The organism is Paenibacillus sp. OSY-SE (assembly GCF_000283315.1).
Classification (GTDB): Bacteria; Bacillota; Bacilli; order Paenibacillales; family Paenibacillaceae; genus Paenibacillus_B; species Paenibacillus_B profundus.
The window spans coordinates 166,144-184,760 of record NZ_ALKF01000200.1 but is presented as its reverse complement, the minus strand read 5'-3'; the positions used below and the strand labels follow the sequence as shown (position 1 = coordinate 184,760).

The window sequence follows — 18,617 nt, the reverse complement described above, 5'->3', positions numbered from 1 at the left end:
CACCCGTCGCTCCCGTGACACCCGTCATTCCCGTGTCACCCGTCGCTCCCGTGGCACCCGTCGCTCCCGTGGCACCCGTCACTCCTGTGTCACCCGTCGCCCCTGTGACACCCGTCGGACCTGTTGGTCCGGTAACGCCGGACTCATACCATTGCTCGGCTAACTGATATATGTCCGCAATAAACGCCAAGCCTGCGTTTCCTCCTTCTCCGTCATGAAGATAATTGACAACCTGAAATGTAAAGAGAAACTTGGATCCAGGAGTAACACTTGCGGGATTAAAGGATGCAGGTACCGAATAAAATCGGATTTTCTGCCAATTGTACGGGTTCTCTGTATCTGTATTCAAAGAGGCATCAGCTCTCAAAGAACCTGCCTGCAAATCAAAATTAAGTAGGGACGGGTCAACCGGAGAGATTGGATTTCCCATAACATCAACCAATGAAATACGCAAGCTGCATGCATTATCGCTAAACAATGATAAAATGATAAGATAAGAGAGCTCATCTGCGCCTGGCAAGATAGGCAGCGGCACAGATACCGCCGCAAACCCGCGGCTTTCTCCTGGGATGGCTCCATGTTGCGTCCATATGAATTCGGGATTCATAACCTGGTGAAACCAAGGATTGTTGTCATTTTGAAAAGTTTCTATATGTGGCCACACAACCGCTGCATTTCCTATATTCACTGCATTCGGAGGACTTCCTGCTATTAATCTTGCCGTTGCCTCATCCCTGGTGGGTGCGGTAACCACATTATTGCTGCAGCTCACAATTCTCTGCAACGGTGTCAATGTCATGAATCAGCACCTCTTTAGCCGGAAGAATTCATTTTTGATTTAATCTTATATTGTATGTTCGTTATCCGTCCCCGGCACCTCTCCGCTCCAGATTTGTTTGGTCTCCCTAAAGCTTTGGGTGGTATAACGAAAAAGCCGCTCATCACCAATAGATGAGCGACATTGTATATCCATTCAGAACAGAAAACCAAAATCATTCACTACTGCCGGGATGAACAGCTTCGTCGAAGTCATATCGTTTCTTCCTATTTTAATACGAATCTGTCTGATGCCCTTTGCGCTCGGCTTCCTTGACAGCTTCGCCTGTATCCGCAGAGCCAATCGGGCCGTGATTGGCCGTACCTTGATTCGCATATTGCTGCAGTCCTTCAGCTACTCGACGCCCATACTCTTCATCACATTTCGTAAATAACTCGACCATCCGCTCCTGGATATGGGAATTGCACGTTTTTATGGTGTTCACGAGATTTAAGATGAGATCATCGCGCTCGAAGTCATCAAATGCCCGATAGGTTTCTCCTGCTTGCTTAAAATCATTCGTTCGGTCGATGCTTTCGCGAACTAATTTCCCTTCCACATGCGGCGTGTACTCGTTATCTGTTTTCGGCGCCTCTTTCAATCCATTCAATGAAGATGGCTCATAGTTAATATGCGGATTTTGGCCTGGAGCGGCATCCACATAATAGGCCATTTGCCCGTCACGTTGATTGGTAGCCACACGTTTCTTCGGCGCATTTATCGGCAGCTGCAAATAATTCGCACCAACACGGTAGCGCTGGGTATCCGAGTAAGAAAGTGTGCGCCCCTGCAGCATTTTATCATCCGAGAAATCCATGCCGTCCACAAGAACTCCGGTGCCAAAGGCAGCCTGCTCGACCTCGGCAAAATAATTTCCCGGGTTTTTATTCAATACCATTCGTCCAACTGGCAACCACGGGATCTCATCTTTCGGCCATATTTTCGTGTCATCCAATGGATCGAAATCAAGCTCAGGATGCTCATCGTCACTCAATATTTGTACGAACAGCTCCCACTCGGGATATTCTCCGCACTCAATTGCTTCATATAGATCTTGTGTGGCGTGATTAAAGTTTTTACCTTGAATTTCTTCAGCTTCCGCTTGCGTCAAATTTTTAATCCCCTGCTTCGGCTCCCAATGGTATTTAACGAGAACGGCGTGTCCTTCTTTGTCCACCCACTTGTATGTATTCACACCGGACCCTTGCATCTGTCGATAGTTAGCCGGGATCCCCCATGGCGAGTATACGAATGTGACCATGTGGACCGTCTCAGGCGAGTTGCAGCAGAAGTCGAAAAATCGTTCACCGTCTTGAATATTCGTGATCGGATCCGGTTTGAAGGCATGAATCATATCCGGAAATTTGATCGCGTCACGAATGAAAAATATTTTAAGATTGTTGCCGACCAGGTCCCAGTTTCCGTCCTCCGTGTAAAACTTGACTGCGAAGCCCCGCGGGTCGCGTAACGTTTCAGGGGAATGGCCACCGTGAATTACCGTTGAGAAGCGGACAAAGACAGGTGTTTTTTTACCCGCCTCCTGAAACAATTTCGCTCGGGTATACTTGGAAGCCGGCTCATCCCCGACTTTTCCGTAAGCTTCAAAATACCCATGCGCACCCGTGCCTCGTGCGTGGACCACCCGCTCAGGAACACGTTCACGATCAAAGTGTGTAATTTTTTCGATGAATTGGTAATTCTCAAGCGTTGCAGGTCCCCGGTTCCCCACCGTCCGTATGTTCTGGTTATTTTTCACAGGATGGCCTTGACGGGTCGTCAGGGTAGATGCTTCTTCTCCTTCCGCCATGCGCTCATCGAGCGCATCCCCGGCACCCGTTACCGAAGTGCCATGTTCCAGCGCATTTTCTTTTTCATTTGTGTTCATCTTCTCATCGTCCATCACTTCATCCTCCTTACGACATGCAAATGGTAAATGTAGGGACATGTGTTATTTTGAAGTAATATGAAATGAATTATTCACTGTTCAATATCTCGGTTCTCTGTAACGGTGTATTGACCCCACAACACACTATACTGCTGATTCTCTCCCGTTAGAATTGTGCAAACTTTTTTTGCTGAAAGATAGGAACGTTGATTCGCAAATAAAATATTGAAGCACTTGGCCTTCCGTCTCATGCATCGCAAGGCGGCTCCTCGAACCCATATAAGAGCAATGACGAGGTCCACTGCCGGAAGCGGTTAACGACCTCTTGCAGATCGAATTCTTGCTCCAATGAGCACTTTTCATATCGACAGACTGCTGGACCTTCTTTATGATAGATGGAATAGACTGCGGCGCCGTCAGAGACACACATGCATTATCCGATAATTGATGCAATAAGAAAGAGGTCAGGAAAGATGAACCATGTAATAGATATGCAGGGAGTATATTGGAAAAATGGCAAGGATGTATTGCTTAAGAATGTCAGCTGGAAAGTCGGGCTCCAAGAGCATTGGGCGCTGCTTGGACTGAACGGTTCGGGGAAAACGACGCTTCTTAATATGATCAACGGATATATCTGGCCGACTCAAGGAACTGTATCCGTCTTGGGCCATCGTTTTGGCCAAGTCGATTTGCGCGATCTTCGCAAGTTCATCGGATGGGTCAGCTCTTCCCTACAGGAGAAGCTGTATGGATCCGATAAGACCCAGCTCGTCGTCATTAGCGGGAAATATGCCACTATCGGCTTATATGAACAATTGTCAGAGGAAGATACAAGCCGTGCCGAAGCGCTGATGCGCACACTCGGCTGCGGTCACTTATGGGATCGCGAGTTCAGGACCTGTTCGCAAGGTGAGAAGCAGAAGGTGCTGATTGCCCGGGCGTTGATGGCCGACCCTCAAATTTTGATTCTCGATGAACCGTGCAATGGGCTGGATCTGTTCTCGCGTGAAAGACTGCTCGACAGTATTCATGAGTTGACGCAGCAGGAACAGACACCTACATTACTCTATGTAACCCACCATACCGAAGAAATTCTCCCTGTGTTCAGCCACACACTGTTGCTGCGGCAGGGCGAGGTCATCCATAGCGGTGCGACGGAACGGATTATGGAGTCAGCCACATTGAGTGATTTCTTTGAAGCTCCCGTGGTAGTAGAGAAGCATCGTCAGCGCGTGTATGTCCGGGTTCCGCATTTGGAGGATTGAAAACGAAACAAATCGAGGTAGAGGGTATCCGCTGGAGAGACCTGGCGATCGCCTTTGAATCCAAGTCATCCCCGCGCAGTCTCATCCCAATGACTTGGAATCAACAGCGACGGAAGCGGGTACTCCTACCATTCTTGTTTCCTTTTCACTTCATTTTTAAGTTCTCAACAAGGGTAGTGCAAGCAATTAACGATTAACTCCGAAAAATGTACGCAGCGAATCAGCTACTTCCTCTATCGCTTCTATTCCTTTATCGATTTCGTCGGCAAAACTGACAAACGGATGAATCGTGCCTTCATAACGATGCAAGACGACAGGCACACCGGCCTCCTTCATCCGCTCAGCGTAGGCTTCACTTTCCTCCCGCAGAGGATCAAATTCAGCAGTAATGACAAGCGCAGGCGGCAAGCCGGTAAAATCAGTAAATAAAAGAGGCGAGACCCATGGATTCGTTGCTTCTTCTTCATGACTGTTTAAGTAGTTGTCAAAGAACCATGTCATTTGATCTCGGGTCAAAAAATAGCCCTCGGCAAATTCCCTGTATGTAGCGGTTTGCATAGACGCATCGGTTACTGGATAGATCAGGACTTGATAAGCAATTTTGAGCGTTTTTCTTTCTTTGGCCAAATGAGTGACAACTGCCGCCAAGTTACCTCCAGAACTGTCTCCCCCAACCGCTAGACGGTTCGGATCGAGTTGAAGCTGTTCCGCATTGTCAAAGACCCACTGCGCCGCTGTGTAGGCAGCTTCTACTGCAGTCGGGAATTTGTTCTCAGGGGAAAGCGGATAATCTACAGACACGACGGCACAGTTAGAAGATTTCGTTACCCGGCGACAAATATCATCAAAGCGGTCCAGATCGCCAAGCACCCAACCTCCCCCATGATAATAGACGAATACGGGGTGAGGTCCCTCAATTGCTGGTGTATATATCCTTATCGGAACTTCCCCATGTGCACCCTGAATTGTAAGATCGGAAACTGCTCCAACCTGGATTTTTTCTTTTGCGGACAATAATTCGGCTTGCATTCCCATTTGTCGTTGAAGCTCTCTTGCGATAGCAGGAGGTAAACTTTCAATCGGCGGTTGTCCTTTTAGTTTCTCCAGAAAAGCTTGAGTTTGATGATCGAGCGGCATCAGTCAACGCCTCCTTTATTGAGTGAAATATTTGTCGATATGGTCTTTAAAGCCTATGTAATAAGGTATCTCTATGTTTTTGGCTTGGCCGTCGTTGAGTACATCATAGTACATCCCGAGCATTTCATCTGGGGAATGTGCGATATGAGCCTTCAGCATGTTTTGCATTTCTTCTTGTTGAAACATCTTGCGGGTAACCATCGTCAGCAGAAACAAAGGCAGTGTATCGTACAAGGATTGAGGAGCAACTTTCTTTACCTCAAACCCTTTTTGTCGGCATACCCGGAATCCTTCCCGCATGGCCAAATAAGTCTCTTTAATGAATACGGGATTACGGGAAAATTCCTCTACGGACCCAGCCTTGACGACTCCGCCGAGAAATGAGGCTGCCCACACATAATGTGTAGTGAGCCAAGTGGTCATATATTTTGAAACTACAGGTTTAAATCCCGCTTGCTTGAAAATGGCCGCTGCTGCTTTCACTCTCGGTGTTATTTCCCCATTGACTTCACCTAATAGATTCGGAACGGCAAAGCTAGATTCGAGAAAACAATCCAACCTGTTCTCTGTTTTACCTCCGCCTACTGACGGAAAACCAAGAAAATATTGCGAAGCTCGAAGATAGGGTTCGATCTTTTTCCTAATTTCCCACATGTTTTGGAAAAATAAAATATCGGCCTCACCTGCAGCCTCCGCTAGCATTGGCAGCACGGATTCCAACTGATTATATTTCACACAGACGAGAATGAGGTCGTATCCGTCAGCAGAAGTAAATTGATCCGTCACCTTTGGCCGGTAGATGGTGTTGATTTGCACTGGTTTTTTTCTTCGCTTGTCAAGGCAAGAAATATGTACTTCTCTCATCGCTTCCAGCTTGTGTGGCCGAACATATAACGTAACGTCATAGCCAGCTTCATGAATAACCCAGGCATAAGCCGTACCGATTACACCTGCGCCTATTACTAATATCTTCATGCTAACTCCTCCTCATCGATGGAGCTGACCGTATCCGAAGCATCTTCCCGCTGTGTTTCGTACGGTTGATTAATCCGTCATCCAACAGCTCGTGAAGCGCTTGAGCAAACATCTTCCTCGGCAACATTGACGCCACCCGTACACATGAATAAAGGAACACGCGCTTCAGGCGTGTTCCCATCAAAATATAAGTAAAGTGTAGCTTCGTAATTATTCTAGGAAATCCTTCAATCGCTTGCTGCGGCTAGGATGTCTCAGCTTGCGCAGCGCTTTCGCTTCGATCTGACGAATCCGCTCCCGGGTAACGCCAAATACGTGGCCCACTTCCTCCAACGTACGTGTGCGCCCATCATCCAATCCGAAGCGAAGACGCAGTACGTTCTCCTCGCGCTCGGTCAATGTGTCCAACACATCTTTCAGTTGCTCCTTCAACAGCTCATAGGCAGCGGCATCCGCCGGTGCCAGCGCTTCACGATCCACGATAAAGTCTCCCAAATTCGAGTCGTTCTCTTCGCCGATCGGTGTTTCAATCGATACCGGATCTTGTCCGATTTTCATGATCTCCCGTACCTTCTCCGTGCTTAGCTCCATTTCTTTAGCAATCTCTTCTGGCAGCGGTTCACGGCCAAGCTCCTGCAGCAACTGCTTCGTAATGCGATTGAGCTTGTTGATCGTCTCAACCATGTGTACCGGAATACGGATCGTTCTGGCCTGATCGGCAATGGAACGCGTAATCGCCTGACGAATCCACCAGGTCGCATACGTGCTGAATTTGAACCCCTTCGTATAGTCGAATTTGTCCACTGCCTTCATCAAGCCCATATTGCCCTCTTGAATCAGATCAAGAAGCATCATGCCGCGACCAATGTATCGTCTCGCAATGCTGACGACGAGACGCAAATTCGCTTCAGCCAGTCTTTGCTTGGCTTCTTCATCTCCTTGTGCGATCCGTAAAGCCAGGTCAATTTCGTCCTCTGCGGATAGGAGTGGAACGCGTCCAATCTCTTTCAAATACATACGCACGGGGTCATCCAATTTAATCCCCGGCGGCAGTGTTAGGTCGTATTCTTGTTGGTCGTTCATCACAATCCAGTTCCCCCCTATATACTACTTGCAGCACTGAAAATATATTTGACAAAAATCCTATAATGTGGTATGATTTTGATTAATTATATTTATTTTTATAGCATCCGTTATTCTATCATTTTTTTGGGCCTAAATCAACACCTAAATTTCACCTTCTCGCATTTGCAGAAGGTTTTTTTTATATTCTACGTAAGTTAAGCCTAATTGGTTCATATGAAACTCTTAGGTAAACCTATTAAATACATATGGATTATAAGAAACAACCCTCTCTGTGATGCTACGGATGAATCCATGAGCACACTCGTCATTGTACAACATGAATGAGTGCTACAGCAATTGTTGAGGTGAAACTCTTTTACACCAATATCTAATCTATTTTGACGAATGATATTCAAATTCTCCTTCGATCTATTTTCAGCTATCCCTAAAGTTATTTCATCGTTCTCTACGTACCTCTCTTATTGTGCGCCTCCCTGAACCTTCGTTATAATGAAGTCATAATACTAGCTGCAAGGAGAATCCTCAATGAATACGAAAGAAATCGAAGAACAGATTATTCGAAACTACCAACAAGACGAACAAATGATGATACTTGTGTTCGCGCAGTGGTGTATCAATCATGACCTTGATCCCGCTGAGTTATATCATCGCGCCTATCCGAAGCAAGGAGAAAACCATGCGTTGCAAGAAGCGATGGAATTGACGGTTGCCAAGGAAGAAGCTGGAGACATTCCCTTTGATACATTGCTTGGCGTCTTGTCCTTATTTGGCAACGAAGACTTGGCGTTCGTCGTTACGGAGGAAACCAACAAGCTCAAGAAGAGCAAGTAACTGAGCTATGGTATTATTTCGAATACATCGACGCAGAGCTGGCTGCGGATCAATATGGAGAACTCGATATTACCTCCAGGCCCATTGAAGTGAAAGGTGCTTCAACGGGTCATCCCCCCATTTTCCGCATAAAAAACGCGTTTCTTACACAAACTGCCCTCATATGAACAAACATAAGGATGAGAATCATGACGTGTAAGGCCGGAACGATACATGAACAAATCGAGATAAATGTTGAACGGCTGCAAACAATATTTACACACGCTCCGGATCTGGTTATTCGCAGCCTCGAGCTGATAGCCGGCCCTTCTGTAGTTCTGGTTTATTTAGAGGGATTGGTAGATATGAATTCCATTAATCAACATGTCATCCGTCCCCTCCTTGATTCTAAATCCCACAACGGTTTTTCGTTGCCGAGGATCCGCAAATCGAAGCATCCATCAAAGGAGCCCATCAGGGATTCGTTGAAACGGCAATACAAAACATTTCGCTTGTGCGCCGCTATATTCCAAGCCGGGAGCTGAAGATCAGCCTGGTTTCTGCCCAGAACATGGACGGCCTGGGTTATGCTGTTGTTCGTCGTTCCCGCCTACGTGATGGCCCGCAATCAACTACATGTCATCGTCCGGTATTCAACAAGGAAGCAAAAACGAATGAAGAAGAGTTCGAAGTTACCGCCTCTACGTTGCGGCGCTCCAGAGAAGAATTCGACAAGCTTGCGCTCGGAAGCACATCCGCTGGCAAGACTCAGATACTGCTCATCGGCAAGCACTTGGCTCAGCAAGGAAACTGGGAGGCATTGTTGGACCCGTTCTACCGGGATACGAAGAGTACGGTTACCGCAAGAATAGCCTTGGTGGAAGGTCCCGTAAGCGACGTGCTTCATTTCTCCCCCAACAACAAGCCGCGGCTTCCGCTTCATCTGTCCAATCTGATTGATACAGCCGTTTTCCGCAACGAGACGACTAAGACGAATTTGCAGGAATTCCACCGTCAGTTGAAGGAAAAAGGCATCATGCCAAGCATGACGGTTCTACGTAAGGAAAAAGATATAATCATTCTCGGAACAGCATTGCTGGACAAACATGCCCGGAATCGATAACTGGGGCGAGGCGTTCAAAGACGCCGAGGTTAATGTGAAGGTAAATGTAAAAATAATTGGTATGGGCGCCGTAAAATAATATCGAACGTGCAGGCGGTTAAATTTATGAGACCAAAATGAAGTCAAAAGGAAACATGCATGGTGGGGGGCTGCTTTCGTTGCTTTTGAATCCATGGCATTTGGTTAAGAATGTGCTCTGGAGACATGAATTCAAAGGCGATCGCCAGCTCTCTTAGCAGACACCCTCCACCCCTATTTGTTTCATTTTCAACCTTATTAGGCATCTTCGACAGCCGAACGCTTAGCCGGTTCATCCCGTTATGGTTCGTCTACATATTCGTCCTTGTCCGCGATTTCAACGATCCCATGTTGTAAATCAGCGGGAGAATCAACCTGAGCGATTGATGGTGTAACACATTGCTCCTGTAATGCAGCCTCTTCCTTGACGAATTTCTTGTCGGATTCAACATTTTTCTTTCCAGGCATGGATATCCTCCTTTCTTTTATTGACATTAGGATACCCGTTATGACACAAGCTTATTGATGCAATCATAGATGTTCGATGCGCATTCTTTGTTATAATAAGAAGAGATTACGTTCATGAGAAAGAAGAATGAAGCTATGGCATTTGGTATTACAAGAACAGAATTGTCGGTGTGGAAAGAACGCGTAAAACGGGGAGAACTCGCCTACTTGACCCATTATTGGCTGGACGATCGCTTTCCGGGCATCAAGACCGTAACCAAGGTAGGCTGCAGTGATTTACAACGCTTGACCGAGTGGTGTGCAGCTCATGGCTTGAACCCAAAGTACATTCATCATCGTCCTCCTTTCCCCCATTTCGACCTGATGGGACCGAAGCAGCAGCAAATATTGGCTGAAGCCGGGTTGCACGACCATTTAGAACGGTTTAACCTGTTGTAGCCGAGGAATGAGTGCTCTTCATTTTCATGGCAGAGCCTCACTCCCCCGGTTCGGTAATTTTTCGGAACTAGTTGACTGACCGAAGGGGAGAGTGATCGGAAGAGCCGAATGGAGAGATTATCGCCTCTCCAATATCTTGAGATAAGTAACGAAGCTGTATCAAACGCTAATCAAGAAATTCAATAGTTCAACTTATATAGTACCCTGACTATTTTTATAACTTTCTATCAGTTTCTCGATCAGTTGATGCGTGTCCATCACACGGTCGGCTGCGATCGTACAATGCTTCGGATTGTCTAATGATTGCAGGAAATGATTCACAACGCCTTCAAAACCACGGCGATAGCCAATCGTGTCCCAACTGCTGAATCGTCTTATTTGCTGACCGCTGTTCCGATCGTTCCAGACCGCAGATTCCAGGTTCGTAATCTCTGCTGTTCTCCCGCCTCCATGCAATTCCAGCCGCTCCACATCCGCCCCAGCTCGCCGGTTCATGCTGAACAGCGCCATCGAACGCGAAAAAGCCACGCTCCCTGCAGCATGCAGCAGTCTTCCCTCTTGATCCTGTTCCTGCATATATGACGCTAGTTCGTATGGCTTGGCTCCACACCACAACAGAAGATCAATCATATGAATCAGATCATCATACAATGTCTTATCTGCCGACATCGATTGCTGTCTGGTCCGATGCTTTTGAACAATGCACAGATCGAATCCTCCGACTTCTTCCATCCAGTCCCGCGCCTCTTGATACATCGGCGCAAAGCGCCTATTGAATCCAACAGCCAACAATCTATCATGCTTCAATGCGGCTTCCGCCATCCGCTCGGAAGCATTGATATCGTAAGACAGCGGCTTGTCCACGTAGACGTGTACGCCTCGTTCCAGACAATTCGTCACCACGTTCTCATGAGTGTCGGTCGGCGTATGTATGAATACAGCATCCAGATCCAATTGCAGCAGTTCGTTCACATCCGTGCACCTGCCAGAGATACGGTACTGTTGTCCGATTTTCTCTACCGTAGACGGCGTTCTGCTCATAATGCCGGCGATATCGATTCCTTCATGCTTCCCCAGTACGGGGAGATACGCCTTCTGAGCGATATCCCCCAGCCCGATAATCCCGATTCGTTTCTTCATGACGGTTCCTCCTAGTTTGGTTAGGGTAACCGTAGTATAACAAATGAAAACGAACCAAGTCGAGGCTGGGGAGTATCCGCCAAGGAGGGGGCCCCCTCCTTCTTCCCGCTTGATAATCACACAGCTGGCGTACCTTGCCGCTCGTACATAGCTGTTAAATAAAACAGCGCGATACAATAACCAATAGAATAAAGAGCACCAAAATTACGCCTGTTGATGTAAAGAGAGATCCGCAACTGCCAAATCCAACTCCGCCTACACATTCACCCATGGCTTAATCCTCCCTTCCAGCAAGATACGTTGTATTGTATTACTGTTTCGCTTGTCCTTGACTCGGTGAATTGCCTAATATGCATATTTTTCAAATGCCCAGTCTTATTCACTCCCCTGGGAGCATTGGTCTGACGATGTTACCTTTTGTTTTTTTTGAAACGATGCCGCAGCCAGCAAAAGCAACGGAAGCGCAAATCCGAAGGTTGAAACAAACGGCAGCCAGGTTTCCTTATTATAGACATTGGAATGAACGATGTTGGGATGGACAATTAGGGAGAATGCAACTAAAATTAGGCCCATCGGCATCACAAGCGGCCGGTACTCTTTCAAATGCAATATTAGCGCCAGACCTTTGACCGACACATAAAAATATATGGCCATTTTCAAATAAATCGTAATGAACCACATGATAGCGACTATCACTTCAATATGCTGCAAGAAATTACCAATGTTTATTTTTTTGGCCAATACGTAGCTTGGGTACATCTGCCGCGACGTAGTATCCGCTCCAAGCACCAATATAGATGATGCGATTACAAGGATTAATACGATTCCGGCTAAGAGAGTACCGATGTAAAATGCCTTTTGAGCTTTTTGCGGTTCATTGATCGATACAGGAAAGACCATTAAAAACAAGACAGCAGGTAATGAAAATACACTTATAAATAGTAAAGTTGCAAAGATTAACGGCTTTATTCCCGTTTCGAATACAGGCTGGATGTTGCGAATCTCAATCTGAGGAGCAATATATAGAATTAAACCCAAAAATAAAGCAACAAAACATGGGAACAGTATTTCTGCTGAGCGAGCAAGTACTTCCAAGCCTAGACGCACCCCCATAATAACGACAAGCGCGAATAAAATATTTATGGCTTGGATTGGGGTCTCCGGCATGATTTGTGTCGTCATAAAAGTCCCCATGAAATATAACAATTCTGATGCGGTAATCAATGCAAAGAAGACGAGCAGTAGCGAAACAGCCTTGCCGCACCACTTTCCGAGCAGCTGCTCGTTCGTTTCAATCAAGGTCAGACCGGGAAACAAATTCCCTACAGCGCTATACAACCTTACTAATAGCAAAGCTAGTCCGACACCAAGAACCGCGGCAATCCATGCATCCTGCTTAGCCACTTCTGCCAGACTTGATGGAATGACCAATATCGTAGTCCCTACCGAATATAGAAACACGAGTATCGTGAACTGACGTACCGATATGTTTCCATTTTCGTCCGCTGGCATTTATCATTGCTCCTTTCATTTTTCATTTTTCATTGCAATAACCTGGATATCAGGCTGCTTACCGGCTTGTACACTGCCACAATCCAGTCCAGCGGGTTCGGAATATCGATCTTAAATCCTAATGCAATGCCAAGGGACGTTCCGATTGCAAGCAGCACCCAAAATACGCGCAGTTCTTGCTTGGTTCCGTTCTTCACCAGAGCAGGAACTTCGATAGATATAATTACGAAGACAATCAATAGTATCCCTATACTTGCCAACATGGAGTCTGCTCCTCCATTTCCTCGATGAAGGAAAGATTGTGTTTGATATGCGCTCTATTTCAATTATGGACGGCGCTCCTCTTTTTAAACTTATTTCCGGCCAAAATAATCTGAATCATGAAAAAAGCACGAACAGTTTCCCATTCGCGCTTGCCCATTTTATGCATTTTTTATCATTTATTATTTCAACTCGATAGCCTGGCGCTTGACACCGAACACAAGCCAGCTGTCGATGCGTTCCAACACTTGCGAGCGGTCGCGGTGGAAATCCGGAAAACGGTCAAGCAGAGCGTTCAGTGCAATGGTCGCCTCCAATCGCGCAAGCTGGGCACCGAGACAAAAATGGATACCATGACCGAAAGCGAGATGCGGATTCGGACTGCGGCGGATGTTGAATGATTCCGGCTGTTCAAAGATGTCTTCATCATGATTGGCCGATCCGATCCACAGATTGACGATTTGTCCTTTGTTAAACGTTAATCCATCCAACTCGGTATCGCGCTTGACTCGTCGAACCATCATTTGTACAGGAGAACAGTATCGCAGCACTTCTTCAATCGCAGGGGCAAGCAATGAGCGATCTTGGCGAATTTCGTGCCACTTGTCTTTACGGCTGTCAAAGCAGAGCAGTGCTGAAGACAGCAAGTTCGTCGTTGTCTCATTTCCAGCGACGAGCAGCAGGATACAGAAGCCGATTAACTCCAGCGGCTGTAACGGTTCGCCATCCGCTTTCGCTTGAACAAGCCGGCTAATGAGATCATCCTGCGGCTCACGGCGACGTTCCTCGGCGATGGCTGCAAAGTAAGCGGCCATTTCCTTTTGACACCAGACATAGCGCTCATAATCGTTCCCTACCAACGCGTCAGACCACTCTTTGAACCGGTCCCGATCTTGCACAGGGATACCCAACATATCCGCGATGACGATAATCGGGAGCGGTCCGGCAAAGTCGCTGATGGCCTCCATCGCGCCTTTGCCCTCCGCCCGATCGAACAGCTCGTGCGATAGCGCTTCGATACGGCGAATAAGCGCTTCAATTGCACGCGGAGTAAAAGCTTGCGACACCAAGGTTCGGAGCTGGCGATGCTTCGGCGGGTCCCGCCGCAAAATGCTGAATTCAATCGGTTCATCATGGCCCGGATCCCCTTCCGCTTGCGAAGAGAAATGTTCGTGATCGCCAAATATCGCTTTGACATGCTTATATTTGTATACATTCCATACACCATCTTGACACGAAACCGGATCCGTTGCGCGTTTCTGCGCAAAGTGGGACAGCGGCAGGATGTTATTTTCATTTGCCCATTCCATTGCATTCACCACTCCTTCACTATTCAACCTTACGTATCAATCCTGATGTAACAATTGTAATAATTACTTCTTCAAGCTGTTCCCTAGCGAGGTGTTCTCCTTCTGTCAAAAACTCCGCGCACACATGCTCAATCATACCGATGATACCGACAGCGGCCAATCTGCTGTTAACGGAACGGAGCATCCCTTCCGCTCTTCCCATTTCCAATACTTCGGTTAGAAAGCGGATATATTCTTGGTGTATCTGTTGAATGTTCTCCAGCACCTCGTCCTCCAGGCCGTTGGACAATTCATAAAAAACAATCCGAGCCAGAGCGCCGTTATCCAGATATAGGTCCAGATGGTGTTGCACAATGCGTTTGATTTGTTCCTCCAACGTCACATCCGTATTTAAATCCGAACGGATTTTGGTGACGAGTTCACTCATGCCTTCCGTTACCAAGGTTTGAAACAGTTGCGCTTTTCCCGAAAAATGATAATACAGCGTTCCTTTTGCCACATTTGCCTGCATAGCGATTTCATCCATGCTTGCCCGCTGATATCCATGTGTGGAAAATACGTCTGCCGCGGCATTTAATATTTTCACTCTGCTCACTATGTTTCTCCTTCCACCACCACTTTGAACTGACTAGTCAGTTCAAAGCAAACTTACCATGTCAGTTATATTATGTCAATTAAAAAAATGAGCAAAAAGGCCGTCAGCTGCATTTCAGCAGCCAACGGCCCGGTGATAAAATAGATCCTATTTGAGTCCTCTGTACAATGCGCTTAACAGATTGCCCGTTCGGTCGCAGCTGTACTCCCAGAACATAATGCCTGCGATTTGATGCTCTTTAATATACTCGCATTTGCACGTCAAAGATTGTTCGTCATCATAGGTGATAAAGGTGCTGCCGTCGTATAGATAAGGAGCCTTCGCTTCGTCATCCCAGTAACGGATGTAACCGTTGCGGTCGATGTATTCAGCCGCTAGTGCCGAATAGTCAGGACCATAGCCTCCTGAGGACGAAGTCATTTGCAGGTAGCCATCATTCTCTTTCGGCACATCCTTCCACATTCTCGAATAGAAGGCAGCCCCGATAACAATCTTCTCGCGCGGAACTCCCGCGTTCACGAAGAGACGAACCGATGCATCTACGCTGATTCGGAACAGGTCCCCGGTAGAGGCGAATAGATTCGTATGATGGCCCGTAAGCGTCTGGAATCCGCCGCGCATATCGTATGTCATCAATTGAATGAAGTCCAAATATTGCTGAACCTTATCCATTTCAGTCCCATCCAAATAATATTGATCGGCACCCGCTGCAATCGTAAGCAAGTAATGACGTCCGTCTTCTTGTCCCTGACGGTCAATCGCCTCTCTCAACTCTTTCAGAAGCAGCGTAAAAGTCGTCTTGTCATCAGGACTGGACTTAATTCCCGCTTCTGAATAGCAAGGATATTCCCAATCCAGGTCAATGCCGTCAAACGGATGCGCGCGCAGTATTTCCACAGCAGATTCTGTAAATAGACGGCGCCCTTCCGCCGTTGAAGCCGCTTCCGAGAAACCGCCGGCACTCCATCCGCCAACAGACAATAAAATTTGCAGTTCAGGATTGTATTCCTTCAACTTGGACAAATAAGCCAGATTCTGCAAATGGCCGATCGTAATTTTGTCGTTCTTCACATGACCGAAGGCCACGTTCAAATGGGTCAATCTTGCCGCGTCAACTGGCGTAACTTGCGGTAGAACACTGTCCCCTGCATAGCCTGCCAATATGTAGTTCATTGTTTTCATCTGTCATCACCTTTTCAATGGAGTTATCGATATCAACATGCACAATAACTTCTTTTTTAAGGTACCCATCTTAGTCTCAGCTCTCAAAGATATTATAGCACCTGAATCGCACATTTCATATGTGTTCCCGTGGATCAACAAAAAAGGCAGCAGTCCCCTGCTACCTCGTCGTATTATTAGATATGAGCCAATCAAAATTTGAAATAATTTTTAGCAGAATGCTTACTGGAGGCGTGTTCGTAAAGAAGCGATACATCTGCTCCCGTTTTGAAATGAATGGATTTGCACACTTCTTTTACGGTATTTATATACGGCGTATAAATATTGCTGATAATCGAATAATCGAATGAGATCGGCGCCAATTGCCACAAATCGTATTCGTCTTGATTGTAGATAAGCATATTTCCGAAATGGTAAGATACAAGCTCGTTATCGTAAATAAATACTTTATTCTCTTGCACCCCGACGGAATAATGGTTGTTCAAGATGACGTTCCACGGGGCGGCATTAATTCCTTTATGATCGATTAATTTAATATTTTGAAAAATGAGCGGGATATATTCTAAATATCTTTGATCTCTGAACGTTTGATCATTCGCATCGTAATTCTCACTGCACTTTTCTAAGCATTTGTCCTTCCACCACTTCAAAATCGTAATGCTGTTTTCTTCTCGCTTGAATCCGACGAGGCTGCTTTGGAACAGCCCTTGCACCTGTTCATGCTCATAATTCCCTCTTTGCTTGCATAAGAAAATGGAATACTTCCACCATTCATCCAATATCGGCTTCGGATCGGAGAAGAAATAAACTTCCGGGTCACAATAAATGATGTGGTCGATTTCCTTATAATGGCCAAGGATATGAAGACATAATGGCGCTTTTAATGTCCAACTGTATTCGTTTAGTTTTCGCGAGCTTTTTACTCGTAACAGCTCTTCGTTTTCAACCTCCTTCATTTGGATTAACGATGCATTTTCCAGGTTCATTCTGCTCAACGCATGATAGCTGTAATCATCCATGCAGCAGATCCAATGATGAAAATTCCCTATTTTGTTTTTCAATGAATGATATAGCGCCAACCCTCTAATCAGGTTTTCTTGGTGGACGATGGTTGCGAAGTTAAAGAACTGGTCCCACTGATCCATTTTTCTTCTGAATCCGGAATATTTATAATACGTTTTCGCTTTGGATGGATCCTCGTGATTTAGAGTTTGACTTAACGCATAACCATCATTCACTTTGACAGATGCAATGATGTCTCTTAATTTATCGAGGTACGGTATATAAATTTCATTTTTAATGACTTTGCCGATCGTTATTTCACCAATCGACCAGAGATCGAACTCATTCTCGTTATAAATGGCTATGCAGGCAAAATGATAAGCGACAAGTTTATCATTTTCGATATATAATTCGTTGTTTTGCCGATAAATTCTGAAATCATTATTATAAATGCAATTCCACGGAGCCGCGTTAATTCCTAGGTTATCCGATATTTTTATATTCGGAAAATAGTTCGGCACGTAGTCTAAATACTTTTGATCCCCGAACTTTCCTTCTTCCGCTCTGTGGTAGCACCACTCCAGACATTTTTCTTTCCACCATCGCAGACTCTCCAGACCGTATTGATCATTTCTGAAGCCGATCAAACCGGCTTGATACCTTCCGTACAATTGTTCTACCCATTCGACATCCCTCTGTCGGCACATAAATACGGAATGGCTTCCCCATTCATCAAAAATGGGCTTCGGATCAGAGAAAAAGTATATATCCCCATCGCAGTAAATGACAGAATCGATTCCATAGTGAGTCAGGCAGAATTCGATCAGAGGGGCCTTGAGCGTCCAGCAGTACTCATTCATTTTCCGATCGCTTTTGGCATACCGAAGGCGATCATCTTCTATGACCTCAACTCGAATAAGAATGACGTTGCTCAGGTTCATTTTCCCTAACATAGAGAAGGCAATCGGATCCATGCAGCATATGAACAGATTGAAGTTGCTGGTATGCCTTTTTAAGGAATCATGCAGAGCGGCGGCTTTCACAACGTACTCCTTGCCCGCAATGATGCAAAAATTATAATTGTTAGCTCTGGTGATGGTCCCGCTGATTGACCCTTCCTGCATGAGAGAAGGGATGTTTATCTCCCGCCATGGTTGATGCGCCTCCGGTTGACTGCTCCATTCCGGTGCAGGTTGATGCGCCTCAGGCTGACTGCTCCATTCCGGTGCAGGTTGATGCGCCTCAGGCTGACTGCTCCATTCCGGTGCGGGTTGATGCATAACCGGCGGCTCCTGGGGAGCCGGAGACGGCGGAGCAATTGCTTTTGGAACAAACGACAAAGGCTGACCGATTCGGGAATTATATTCGGCTACTGCATATTTTAAATGTTCAAACGTTACATTGTTGATAATCCCGGTCGCCGGTATGCTGCGGTCCATTTGAAACTTACTCACGGCTCGCTGGGTGTATCTATCGAATTGTCCATTCACATCTACGTAATACCCTAAACGGCTAAGCATTTGTTCAGATTCCAGCACTTCGGGTCCGGCACTCCCGAGTGACAAGTACAACTCCATCGTAATAACCCCTTTC

18 protein-coding genes and 2 pseudogenes are annotated in these 18,617 nt (G+C 46.3%); 6 read left to right on the top strand and 14 right to left on the bottom strand.

All coding sequences use genetic code 11. The features are described 5' to 3' along the window. Positions 1-799: hypothetical protein (locus A372_RS38855; protein ID WP_019424025.1), on the bottom strand; the 799-nt coding region annotated here is incomplete at its 3' end. Positions 800-1,049: 250 nt separating this feature from the next. Continuing rightward, entirely contained in the window at positions 1,050-2,624 is a 1,575-nt protein-coding gene (locus A372_RS0126865; protein WP_036705436.1) for a catalase, read from the bottom strand. Positions 2,625-3,175: 551 nt separating this feature from the next. On the opposite strand from A372_RS0126865, the gene A372_RS0126860 reads away from it, so the two are divergent. Then, a complete protein-coding gene (locus A372_RS0126860; protein WP_019424023.1) occupies positions 3,176-3,967 on the top strand; it encodes an ABC transporter ATP-binding protein in 792 nt (263 codons plus the stop codon). Between the two features lie 186 nt (positions 3,968-4,153). Here A372_RS0126860 and A372_RS0126850 read toward each other — a convergent pair whose 3' ends face one another. The 3 genes from A372_RS0126850 to rpoD all read right to left on the bottom strand — a co-directional run bounded on the left by A372_RS0126850 (position 4,154) and on the right by rpoD (position 7,162). After that, positions 4,154-5,104 carry an alpha/beta hydrolase gene (locus tag A372_RS0126850; protein ID WP_019424021.1) on the bottom strand — a complete coding sequence of 317 codons (951 nt, stop codon included), beginning with the start codon at positions 5,102-5,104 and terminating at the stop codon, positions 4,154-4,156. 15 nt (positions 5,105-5,119) lie between these two features. Further along, positions 5,120-6,079, bottom strand: a complete 960-nt coding sequence (locus A372_RS0126845) for a ketopantoate reductase family protein (RefSeq protein WP_019424020.1) — start codon at positions 6,077-6,079, stop codon at positions 5,120-5,122. Positions 6,080-6,289: 210 nt separating this feature from the next. Beyond that, positions 6,290-7,162, bottom strand: a complete 873-nt coding sequence (gene rpoD / locus A372_RS0126840; RefSeq protein WP_036705433.1) for an RNA polymerase sigma factor RpoD — start codon at positions 7,160-7,162, stop codon at positions 6,290-6,292. A 528-nt stretch (positions 7,163-7,690) separates the two neighbouring features. Between rpoD and A372_RS0126835 the strand changes: the two genes are divergently transcribed. The 4 genes and pseudogenes from A372_RS0126835 to A372_RS38840 all read left to right on the top strand — a co-directional run bounded on the left by A372_RS0126835 (position 7,691) and on the right by A372_RS38840 (position 9,098). After that, the gene (locus tag A372_RS0126835) at positions 7,691-7,996 is read left to right on the top strand and encodes a hypothetical protein (RefSeq protein ID WP_019424018.1); all 306 of its coding nucleotides are present in this window, start codon (positions 7,691-7,693) and stop codon (positions 7,994-7,996) included. 179 nt (positions 7,997-8,175) lie between these two features. Continuing rightward, positions 8,176-8,337 (top strand): annotated as a pseudogene (locus tag A372_RS38850) (spore germination protein); the annotation flags it as partial. Between the two features lie 50 nt (positions 8,338-8,387). After that, positions 8,388-8,477: pseudogene (locus tag A372_RS39340) on the top strand (hypothetical protein); the annotation flags it as partial. Between the two features lie 12 nt (positions 8,478-8,489). Next, positions 8,490-9,098: a Ger(x)C family spore germination protein gene (locus A372_RS38840; protein ID WP_237728615.1), complete on the top strand. Its 609-nt coding sequence runs from the start codon at positions 8,490-8,492 to the stop codon at positions 9,096-9,098. A gap of 318 nt (positions 9,099-9,416) precedes the next feature. Here the strand turns inward: A372_RS38840 and A372_RS37675 are convergent, their stop codons facing one another. After that, positions 9,417-9,584: a hypothetical protein gene (locus A372_RS37675; RefSeq protein WP_019424016.1), complete on the bottom strand. Its 168-nt coding sequence runs from the start codon at positions 9,582-9,584 to the stop codon at positions 9,417-9,419. 135 nt (positions 9,585-9,719) lie between these two features. Here A372_RS37675 and A372_RS0126815 point away from each other — a divergent pair, with 135 nt between their 5' ends. Next, positions 9,720-10,022, top strand: coding sequence for a hypothetical protein (locus tag A372_RS0126815; RefSeq protein WP_026011314.1), 303 nt, complete (start codon positions 9,720-9,722; stop codon positions 10,020-10,022). 192 nt (positions 10,023-10,214) lie between these two features. Here the strand turns inward: A372_RS0126815 and A372_RS0126810 are convergent, their stop codons facing one another. From A372_RS0126810 to A372_RS34805, 8 genes are all read right to left on the bottom strand, one after another. Further along, positions 10,215-11,162, bottom strand: a complete 948-nt coding sequence (locus tag A372_RS0126810; RefSeq protein WP_019424014.1) for a Gfo/Idh/MocA family protein — start codon at positions 11,160-11,162, stop codon at positions 10,215-10,217. A gap of 154 nt (positions 11,163-11,316) precedes the next feature. Beyond that, positions 11,317-11,433, bottom strand: a complete 117-nt coding sequence (locus A372_RS38835; protein WP_233696833.1) for a YjcZ family sporulation protein — start codon at positions 11,431-11,433, stop codon at positions 11,317-11,319. Between the two features lie 104 nt (positions 11,434-11,537). Then, entirely contained in the window at positions 11,538-12,674 is a 1,137-nt protein-coding gene (locus A372_RS0126805) for a GerAB/ArcD/ProY family transporter (RefSeq protein WP_019424013.1), read from the bottom strand. A gap of 29 nt (positions 12,675-12,703) precedes the next feature. Further along, positions 12,704-12,937, bottom strand: a complete 234-nt coding sequence (locus A372_RS0126800; protein ID WP_019424012.1) for a hypothetical protein — start codon at positions 12,935-12,937, stop codon at positions 12,704-12,706. A 180-nt stretch (positions 12,938-13,117) separates the two neighbouring features. Continuing rightward, the gene (locus A372_RS0126795; RefSeq protein WP_019424011.1) at positions 13,118-14,245 is read right to left on the bottom strand and encodes a cytochrome P450; all 1,128 of its coding nucleotides are present in this window, start codon (positions 14,243-14,245) and stop codon (positions 13,118-13,120) included. 19 nt (positions 14,246-14,264) lie between these two features. After that, complete coding sequence (locus tag A372_RS0126790) at positions 14,265-14,840, bottom strand: TetR/AcrR family transcriptional regulator (protein WP_019424010.1); 576 nt, start codon at positions 14,838-14,840, stop codon at positions 14,265-14,267. Positions 14,841-14,987: 147 nt separating this feature from the next. After that, a complete protein-coding gene (locus A372_RS0126785) occupies positions 14,988-16,022 on the bottom strand; it encodes a glycoside hydrolase family 18 protein (protein ID WP_019424009.1) in 1,035 nt (344 codons plus the stop codon). 191 nt (positions 16,023-16,213) lie between these two features. Further along, positions 16,214-18,601, bottom strand: a complete 2,388-nt coding sequence (locus A372_RS34805) for a peptidoglycan-binding domain-containing protein (RefSeq protein ID WP_019424008.1) — start codon at positions 18,599-18,601, stop codon at positions 16,214-16,216. Positions 18,602-18,617: the final 16 nt, after the last annotated feature.

Coding starts and splice junctions, on each gene's coding strand:
- A372_RS0126865 (WP_036705436.1), bottom strand. CDS start 2,624: ATGGCGGAAGGAGAAGAAGCATCTACCCTGACGACCCGTCAAGGCCAT.
- A372_RS0126860 (WP_019424023.1), top strand. CDS start 3,176: ATGAACCATGTAATAGATATGCAGGGAGTATATTGGAAAAATGGCAAG.
- A372_RS0126850 (WP_019424021.1), bottom strand. CDS start 5,104: ATGCCGCTCGATCATCAAACTCAAGCTTTTCTGGAGAAACTAAAAGGA.
- A372_RS0126845 (WP_019424020.1), bottom strand. CDS start 6,079: ATGAAGATATTAGTAATAGGCGCAGGTGTAATCGGTACGGCTTATGCC.
- rpoD (WP_036705433.1), bottom strand. CDS start 7,162: ATGAACGACCAACAAGAATACGACCTAACACTGCCGCCGGGGATTAAA.
- A372_RS0126835 (WP_019424018.1), top strand. CDS start 7,691: ATGAATACGAAAGAAATCGAAGAACAGATTATTCGAAACTACCAACAA.
- A372_RS37675 (WP_019424016.1), bottom strand. CDS start 9,584: ATGCCTGGAAAGAAAAATGTTGAATCCGACAAGAAATTCGTCAAGGAA.
- A372_RS0126815 (WP_026011314.1), top strand. CDS start 9,720: ATGGCATTTGGTATTACAAGAACAGAATTGTCGGTGTGGAAAGAACGC.
- A372_RS0126810 (WP_019424014.1), bottom strand. CDS start 11,162: ATGAAGAAACGAATCGGGATTATCGGGCTGGGGGATATCGCTCAGAAG.
- A372_RS38835 (WP_233696833.1), bottom strand. CDS start 11,433: ATGGGTGAATGTGTAGGCGGAGTTGGATTTGGCAGTTGCGGATCTCTC.
- A372_RS0126805 (WP_019424013.1), bottom strand. CDS start 12,674: ATGCCAGCGGACGAAAATGGAAACATATCGGTACGTCAGTTCACGATA.
- A372_RS0126800 (WP_019424012.1), bottom strand. CDS start 12,937: ATGTTGGCAAGTATAGGGATACTATTGATTGTCTTCGTAATTATATCT.
- A372_RS0126795 (WP_019424011.1), bottom strand. CDS start 14,245: ATGGAATGGGCAAATGAAAATAACATCCTGCCGCTGTCCCACTTTGCG.
- A372_RS0126785 (WP_019424009.1), bottom strand. CDS start 16,022: ATGAAAACAATGAACTACATATTGGCAGGCTATGCAGGGGACAGTGTT.
- A372_RS34805 (WP_019424008.1), bottom strand. CDS start 18,601: ATGGAGTTGTACTTGTCACTCGGGAGTGCCGGACCCGAAGTGCTGGAA.